7 protein-coding genes and 1 pseudogene are annotated in these 7,496 nt (G+C 68.5%); 4 read left to right on the forward strand and 4 right to left on the reverse strand.

Annotated elements, in window-relative coordinates:
* Positions 1-526, forward strand: a 526-nt coding sequence (locus G3I65_RS39155; RefSeq protein ID WP_160700557.1) for a DDE-type integrase/transposase/recombinase, incomplete at its 5' end; no start/stop codon positions are given.
* A 5-nt stretch (positions 527-531) separates the two neighbouring features.
* Entirely contained in the window at positions 532-2,067 is a 1,536-nt protein-coding gene (locus G3I65_RS39160; protein ID WP_160700558.1) for a hypothetical protein, read from the forward strand.
* A 35-nt stretch (positions 2,068-2,102) separates the two neighbouring features.
* Here G3I65_RS39160 and G3I65_RS39165 read toward each other — a convergent pair whose 3' ends face one another.
* Entirely contained in the window at positions 2,103-2,726 is a 624-nt protein-coding gene (locus tag G3I65_RS39165; RefSeq protein WP_160700559.1) for a TetR/AcrR family transcriptional regulator, read from the reverse strand.
* 65 nt (positions 2,727-2,791) lie between these two features.
* On the opposite strand from G3I65_RS39165, the gene G3I65_RS39170 reads away from it, so the two are divergent.
* Together G3I65_RS39170 and pip are read left to right on the forward strand one after the other, a co-directional pair.
* Positions 2,792-4,306, forward strand: coding sequence for an FAD-dependent monooxygenase (locus tag G3I65_RS39170; RefSeq protein ID WP_160700560.1), 1,515 nt, complete (start codon positions 2,792-2,794; stop codon positions 4,304-4,306).
* A 49-nt stretch (positions 4,307-4,355) separates the two neighbouring features.
* Positions 4,356-5,279: a prolyl aminopeptidase gene (gene pip, locus G3I65_RS39175; RefSeq protein ID WP_160700561.1), complete on the forward strand. Its 924-nt coding sequence runs from the start codon at positions 4,356-4,358 to the stop codon at positions 5,277-5,279.
* Here pip and dmpG read toward each other — a convergent pair.
* From dmpG to G3I65_RS39190, 3 genes and pseudogenes are all read right to left on the reverse strand, one after another.
* On the reverse strand, positions 5,276-6,301 hold the full coding sequence (gene dmpG, locus G3I65_RS39180; RefSeq protein WP_160700562.1) for a 4-hydroxy-2-oxovalerate aldolase: 1,026 nt from the start codon (positions 6,299-6,301) through the stop codon (positions 5,276-5,278). The genes pip and dmpG overlap by 4 nt on opposite strands.
* Positions 6,298-7,197, reverse strand: a complete 900-nt coding sequence (locus G3I65_RS39185) for an acetaldehyde dehydrogenase (acetylating) (protein WP_160700563.1) — start codon at positions 7,195-7,197, stop codon at positions 6,298-6,300. The genes dmpG and G3I65_RS39185 overlap by 4 nt, the downstream gene beginning before the upstream one ends.
* Positions 7,185-7,496: pseudogene (locus G3I65_RS39190) on the reverse strand (hypothetical protein); the annotation flags it as partial. The pseudogene G3I65_RS39190 and the gene G3I65_RS39185, both read right to left, overlap by 13 nt.

Below are 7,496 nucleotides of genomic sequence, written 5' to 3' on the forward strand. Positions count from 1 at the left end.
CCTCGGCCGGCAGCAAGGCGAGCGCAACAAACGCGCCACGCCAGGCTTGCCCCGCGGCGCGGACTACAAGCCCCGCACCGGCACCGCGTTCGTGCACACCGTCATCGACGACCACTCCCGCGTCGCCTACGCCGAAATCCACACCGACGAAACCGCGGTGACTGCCACCGCTGTCCTGCGCCGGGCCGTGGCCTGGTTCGCCGATCTAGGCGTGACTGTCGAACGCGTGTTGTCCGACAACGGCTCGGCCTACCGGTCCCACGCTTGGCGCGAAACGTGCGCCGAGCTGGGCGTTATCCCGAAACGGACCCGGCCTTACCGGCCTCAGACGAACGGCAAGATCGAACGTTTCCACCGGACCCTGGCCGACGGGTGGGCCTACGCCCGCTTCTACCCGTCCGAGAGTCTGCGGCGGGCGGCGCTACCGGACTGGCTGCACTTCTACAATCACCATCGACCCCACAGCGCAACCGGCGGCAAGCCGCCGGTCACCCGGCTGACCAACCTCCCCGGACATCACACCTAGCCGACGTGGTGGAAATATCCCGACGCTGGACCGCCGAAGAGATCGCGCGTGCCCGAGACTGTGATGACGACCCACGCATCTGGGCCGCATTGCCCAATGCGGAGAAATTCGGCCTGGCAGAAGTGCTCGCCGCGGGGCCGGAACTCGTTCGCAACTGGCACACCGCGTGGGCGCCAGGCGCTCATCCACGCGGCGCCGCACTGGTGGCAGCCGCAGTTGATTGTCGCCGAGCAGGCATGGACGAGCCGGTATCTCTCAGCCTCCTGGTCAAGCTCTGCCACCCTTATCTCAACGATCGCGGCGGCCAGGTATTACGCCCCGAATCCGTCGAGGAGGCATTAGCGTGGGCAACGCGGACCAGTCACGGCGCAAGCAGCTTGCTACTACCTTCTGAGCAGCCGGACCACTACATCGCATTCGATTACCTAGTGGATCTACCAGGACTCGACCTTGTTCCACTGGCGACATGGCAAACACTTCTCAAAAGCGTAGACCCTTGGCAAGCATTTCGCATAGGAGAGGCCGCAGCACGCAGATTTCAGCATCACATCGCAACATTGGCTTTTCGCGAAGCGGCTTGCCACGATATTCCAGGCGCAGAAATAGCTGCCGAGCTTTACGCCACATACGGCGACCAGGTCAATACGAATGCCGCATTGGAAGAAATTCTTCAGGATCGACGAATCAAACTTGGAGATCTACACCAAGATACACTCAATGCAAGACTGACACTTGCCGAGAGTCTTGCAGACTCGTTGCACACATTTAAGGCACTGGAGATATTTCCCGAACTCATCGAAGATCTAAGCAACGTATTGGGCGATAAACACCGGGACACAGTGGACGCGAACCGCTGGCACGCCTACGCGATCGGCGTTTGCGGAAGCCCGGAAATTGCCATCAACCTCTTGCGAAAGACTCTGCCGGTTCACGTTGAAGTATTTGGCGAGAATCATATTTCAACCCTGCTCGCCCGTCACTATATTGCGTTCTTCGTCTCCGAAATAAACCCAGCCGCCGCACTGGAAATGCTCGATAAGATGCATGACAGGTATGCACGAGCATACGGCATAGAAAGCCCACGAGTTCTACAAATTCGGGACCTCAAGGGTGGCACCCTACGGCGATCCGGCGCCCCCCTCAAAGAAGTTCTCCATCACCTTCAAGCACTTCTTCGAGACAGAGTGCGGATCATCGGGGCCACTCATGCACACACCCTGGTGACCAAGTTCGACGTAGCCAGCACACTGCTGGCCATGAACAAGAAAGAGGCCGCAAAAACGCTAGTTGACGAACTGATTGACGAGTGGATCGGCGACAGCGTGCAGACTAACGATCTACAGAAAGTGGCCGTTCGACTGACCGGGTTACTCCTGGATGGCAGCAGCAGAAGTCTGCCGTCGGTTCGCGAAAACGCAATTGACGTGGTGCATGTCATGACGACGTTACGCGGCAACGATGACCCACTGACACAACAGATTCTACAGGTCACCTTTGCTGCCGGTCTAACGTCGAAAAACTTAGATAAACCGGCGCGATAGAACCCAACTGGGTGTAATCGTAAATTCAGTCGGTATCAGCCCGGGAAATCACCGACGCCGTTCTCCACCAGGTCGAACGCCTCGTCGATGAACGCCACCTGCTCCCGCCGCACCACCTCCGCATCCTCCCCCGCGATGATCCGCCCCATCGCGTGCGAAAAGACCGTCGCGATCGCCGTCGTCAGCAGCCCCGCCACCATCCGGGAGCGGAACGCGTCGCCCGTCTCCTCGACGAACACCGAAGTGAACGCCTCGGCGATCTCCCGCTCCTGCTCGTACCACCGCGCCATCAACGCCGGGCTCGACGTCAGGACCCACCAAAACCCGGGCCCGCCCGCGATGGCGCCGGACAGGGGATGACCCGAAGCCAGCAGTGCGTGCTGGTGCTCCCGCAACGCCGCGCACGGCGAGACCCCCGCCGGCCGCGAAGTGATCACCGTGGTCAGCTCCGCCAGGCGGTCGGCGTGGCGGTCCAGGAAGAGGTCCTCCTTGCGGGGGAAGTAGTTGAACACCGTCATCTTCGAGACGCCCGCGGCCTCCGCGATCTCCGCCACCGTCACCTGGTCGAAGCCGCGCTCGATGAAGAGGCCGGTGGCCACGTTCGAGATGAGCTGGCGTGTTGCCTGCTTCTTGCGCTCGCGCAGTCCGTGATCCGCCATGAGCCGAGAGTATAGACCCGGCATAAAGTTTGACTCGGTAAAAGTTTCAGGGCATCATCAGCGGCATGAACAGGGATGTGGTGATCTCCGGGGGCGGACCGGTCGGCTTGATGCTGGCCTGTGAACTGCGGCTGGCGGGCGTGGACGTGCTCGTCGTCGAACGGCTGCCCGAGCCGGATCTGACGATCAAGGCCGGGTCGGTCAACATGACGACCGCCGAGGCCTTCTACCGGCGGGGGCTGCTGCCCGCCATGGACGAGAACGTGCGGCAGAACGCCGCGCGGATCGAGGAGTTCCTCAAGTCGCGGGGCGGAGGCGGGCCGAAGCCGGCGATGCCCGTCGGGCACTTCGCGGGCATCATGGTCGCCTCCAACGGGGTCGACTTCGAGGATCCCGACTTCCGGGACGTCGGGCCCGCGTCGCGCGTCGTCGTCATCCAGCAGCAGGCCGTCGAGGCGATCCTCGCCGCTCGTGCCCTCGAACTCGGGGTCGAGATCCGGCGCGGGGTCGAGCTGACCGGGTTCGAAGCCGACGACGACGGCGTCACGGTGCACCTGGGCGACGACCGGGTGCGCGCGAGCTGGCTCGTCGGCTGCGACGGGGGTCGCAGCCCGGTCCGGAAGCTGGCCGGGTTCGAGTTCCCCGGCACCGACCCCGCCGTCACCGGGCGGCAGGCGATGGCCGAGCTCAGCGGGGCCGACAAGCTGCCCGGGGGCTGGCAGCACGGCACCGGCGGGCTCTACGTCCACGGGCCGATGCCCGGGCGGATGCTCACCGTCGAGTTCGACGGGCCGCCCGCGGACCGGGACGCCCCGGTCACCGCGCAGGAGCTCGAGGACAGCTTCCGGCGGGTGTCCGGCGCCGACGTCCGGGTGCTCAAGGTGCACAGCGCGACGCGCTTCACCGACAACGCGCGCCAGGCGAGCACCTACCGCCTGGGCCGGGTGTTGCTGGCCGGCGACGCCGCGCACGTCCACTCCCCCTTCGGCGGGCAGGGGCTGAACCTGGGCATCGGCGACGCCGTAAACCTCGGCTGGAAGCTCGCCGCGACCATCCAGGGCTGGGCGCCCGAAGGCCTGCTCGACACCTACACCACCGAGCGCCACCCGATCGGCGAGTGGGTGCTCGAATGGACGCGGGCGCAGGTCGCGCTGATGCGCAGCGACGTCCGGACGAAGGCGCTGCGCCAGGTCGTCGGCGAGCTGCTGCGCACCGACGACGGCGCGACCTACCTGGCCAAGAAGCTCTCCGGGGTGCTGCACCGGTACCCACTCGACGGCGACCACGACCTCACCGGCCGCGGGGCGCCGGACTTCGCCTTCGCCGACGGGACCCGCCTCGGCGAGCACCTCCAGGACGGCAAGGCACTCCTGCTCGACCTCGCCGACGACGCCGCGCTGCGGCAGGCGGCGGCCGGCTGGGGCGAGCGCGTAAACGTGCTCACCGCGAAGGGCGCCGACGAATCGAGCCTCACCGGCGTGCTGATCCGGCCGGACGGGTTCATCGCCTGGGCGAGCGAGGACGGCGGGACCGCCGGGCTCGACGCCGCGCTGCGACGGTGGTTCGGCGAGCCGGCGTGACGTCGGGGGCGCGCCGGGACACCTCCGGCGCGCCCGCGACAATGGTGCGGTGTACCCGCCGATCGAGCCCTACGACCACGGCCTCCTCGACGTCGGCGACGGGCACCGGATCTACTGGGAGACCTGCGGGAACCCGGCCGGGAAGCCCGCGCTGGTGCTGCACGGCGGGCCCGGCCAGGGCTGCGCGCCGGGGATGCGGCGGATGTTCGACCCGGCCCGGTACCGCGTCGTGCTGGTCGACCAGCGCGGGTGCGGCCGGAGCCTGCCGCACGCGAGCGACCCGGCGACGAGCCTGCGGCACAACACCACCGACCACCTCGTCGCCGACCTCGAACGGCTGCGGGCGCACCTGGGCGTCGAGCGCTGGCTGGTGACCGGTGGTTCGTGGGGCGCGACGCTCGCACTGGTGTACGCCGAACGCTTCCCGCACCGGGTGTCGGAGATCGTCCTCAGCGCGATCAGCACGACGCGGCGCTCGGAGATCGACTGGCTCTACCGCGGGGCCGGCCGGTTCTTCCCCGAGGCGTGGCAGCGCTTCCGCGACGGCGCCGGGGACGACGACGTCGTGCGCGCGTACGCCCGGCTGGTGAACGACCCCGGTGAGCGGGACCGCGCCGCCATGGCGTGGATCGCCTGGGAGGAAACGGTGCTGTCCCTCGAACCGGGCGCCGAAGTCCACAGTGGACCGCTCGACGACGCCGCGCTCGCGTTCGTCCGGCTCACCACGCACTACTACGCGAACGCCGGCTGGCTCGAGGAAGGCGCCGTGATCCGCGACGCCGGACGGCTGGCCGGCATCCCCGGCGTGCTGATCCACGGCCGCCTCGACCTCAGCTGCCCGGTGACGACGGCGTGGGAGCTCGCGCGGGCCTGGCCGGGCGCCGAACTGCTCGTCGACGACCGGTCCGGGCACCGCGCGAGCGACGTCAAGCGCGCGTGGAAGCTGGCGGCGTTGGACCGCTTCGCGGGTTAGCCCTCCGCGGCCAGCTGCACCGCGACGTCGATGATCATGTCCTCCTGCCCGCCGACCAGCGCCAGCTCGCCGCAGCGGCGCAGGATCGCCTGCGCCGGGACGCCGTAGCGCTCCGCCGCGCGCTCCGCGTGCAGCAGGAAGCTCGAGTAGACCCCCGCCCAGCCCTGGACGATCGCGTTGCGGTCCATCTTCGGCCAGCGGTGCAGGTACGGGCGGACGACCTCCTCGGCCGCGTCCAGCAGCGCGCCGACGTCGAGGCCGGTGTCGATCTCCAGGCGGTCGAACACCGCCGCGAGGACCTCCGTCGGCGAGTTGCCCGCGCCCGCGCCGAGCGCGCACAGCGAGCCGTCGATGTAGCGGACGCCGGCTTCGTACGCGAGCACGGAATTCGCGACGCCGAGCGAGAGGTTCTGGTGGCCGTGGTAGCCGATCCACGCCGTGTCGCCGACCTCCGCGACCAGCGCCGCGAACCGGTCGCGCGCTTCGTGCATCAGCAGCGCGCCCGCCGAGTCCGTCACGTACGCCGCCTGGCAGCCCGCGTCCACCATGATCCGGGCCTGTTTCGCCAGGTCTTCCGGCGGCGTCCGGTGCGCCATCATCAGGAAGCCGGCCGTTTCCATGCCGAGTTCGCGCGCCAGGCCGAAGTGCTGCGGCGAGACGTCGGCCTCGGTGCAGTGGGTCGCCACCCGCACCATCTCCGCGCCCGCGTCGAAGGCGCGCTGGAGGTCCTCCGCCGTGCCGATGCCGGGCACGAGCAACACGGCGATCTTCGCCTGCGAAGCCTCTTCACGCGCCGCGGCGATCAGCTTCAGTTCGTCGACGGCGGAAAAGCCGTAGGTGAACGACGAGCCGCCGAGGCCGTCGCCGTGGGTCACCTCGATCACCTCGACGCCCGCGCGGTCCAGCGCGCGCACGGTGTCGCGCACCTGCTGCTCGGTGAAGCGGTGGGCCATCGCGTGGCTGCCGTCGCGCAACGTCGTGTCGACGATCCGGACGTCGTGCTTCAGTTCCGGGCGGGTCATGCGGGCACCTCCTGCTTCGCGCGCGCCATCAGCTCTCCGACGCGCGCGGCCGCGGCGGTCATGATGTCCAGGTTCCCGGCGTACTCCGGGAGGTAGTCGCCGTTGCCGCGGACTTCGAGGAAGATGCCGACGCGCGCGTGGCCGTCCCAGTCCTCCCGCGCGTCGTCGAACTGCGGATCCGCGCGCAGGGTGTAGCCGGGGACGTACTGCTGGACTTCGGCCACCATTTCGTGGATGGACGCGGTGATCGCGTCGCGGTCGGCGTCGATGCCGATCGCGCAGAACACCGTGTCCCGCATGATCATCGGCGGCTCGACCGGGTTGAGGATGATGATCGCCTTGCCGCGCCCGGCCCCGCCGATCTCGGCCACCGCCTGCGACGTCGTGCGCGTGAACTCGTCGATGTTCGCCCGGGTGCCGGGACCCGCGCCGCGCGACGCCACCGAGGCGACGATCTCCGCGTACGGCACCGGCGTCACGCGGGAAACGGCGTGCACCATCGGGATGGTGGCCTGGCCGCCGCACGTGATCATCGAGACGTTCGGGGCGTCGAGGTGGGCGCCGAGGTTGACCGGCGGGCACACCATCGGGCCGAGGTGCGCCGGGGTGAGGTCGATCGCCTGGATGCCCGCCGCCTCGTAGCGCGGCGCGTTGGCGGCGTGCGCCTTCGCCGACGTCGCCTCGAACACCAGCTCGGGCAACGGGTCCTGGCGCAGCAGCCAGTCGACGCCTTCCGCGGACGCCGCGATCCCCTGCGCTCGCGCGCGTTCGAGGCCGTCGGACTCGACCACACCGACCACGTAACCGACTTCGATCACTTCACTGCGTCGCAGCTTCGCCAGCAAATCGGTGCCGATGTTGCCGGGGCCGACGATCGCCGCCATCACGGGAGCCATGTCCCGACCGTCGCACCGGACTCGGCGGCCGGGACAGCCCGGCGTTCCGGCGAGCGGAACACCCGGAGCGGAACCACGAACGCGGCGAGGACCGCGGCCACCCCGCCCCAGGTCATCACCGCCGGCACCGACACCGCGTCCACCACGAACCCGCCCGCCAGCGCGCCCGCGGAGATCGTGGCCTGGAACGACGCCGTGAACAGGACGGTCGCGGCCTCGGGCGCGTCCGGCGCCTCGCGGGCGAACCACCGCTGCGAACACACCGGCACCGCGCCGTACGCCACGCCCCACACCACGAG

Source organism: Amycolatopsis sp. SID8362, assembly GCF_010550475.1.
Taxonomy (GTDB): Bacteria; Actinomycetota; Actinomycetes; order Mycobacteriales; family Pseudonocardiaceae; genus Amycolatopsis; species Amycolatopsis eburnea.

Coding starts and splice junctions, on each gene's coding strand:
- G3I65_RS39165 (WP_160700559.1), bottom strand. CDS start 2,726: ATGGCGGATCACGGACTGCGCGAGCGCAAGAAGCAGGCAACACGCCAG.
- G3I65_RS39170 (WP_160700560.1), top strand. CDS start 2,792: ATGAACAGGGATGTGGTGATCTCCGGGGGCGGACCGGTCGGCTTGATG.
- dmpG (WP_160700562.1), bottom strand. CDS start 6,301: ATGACCCGCCCGGAACTGAAGCACGACGTCCGGATCGTCGACACGACG.
- G3I65_RS39185 (WP_160700563.1), bottom strand. CDS start 7,197: ATGGCTCCCGTGATGGCGGCGATCGTCGGCCCCGGCAACATCGGCACC.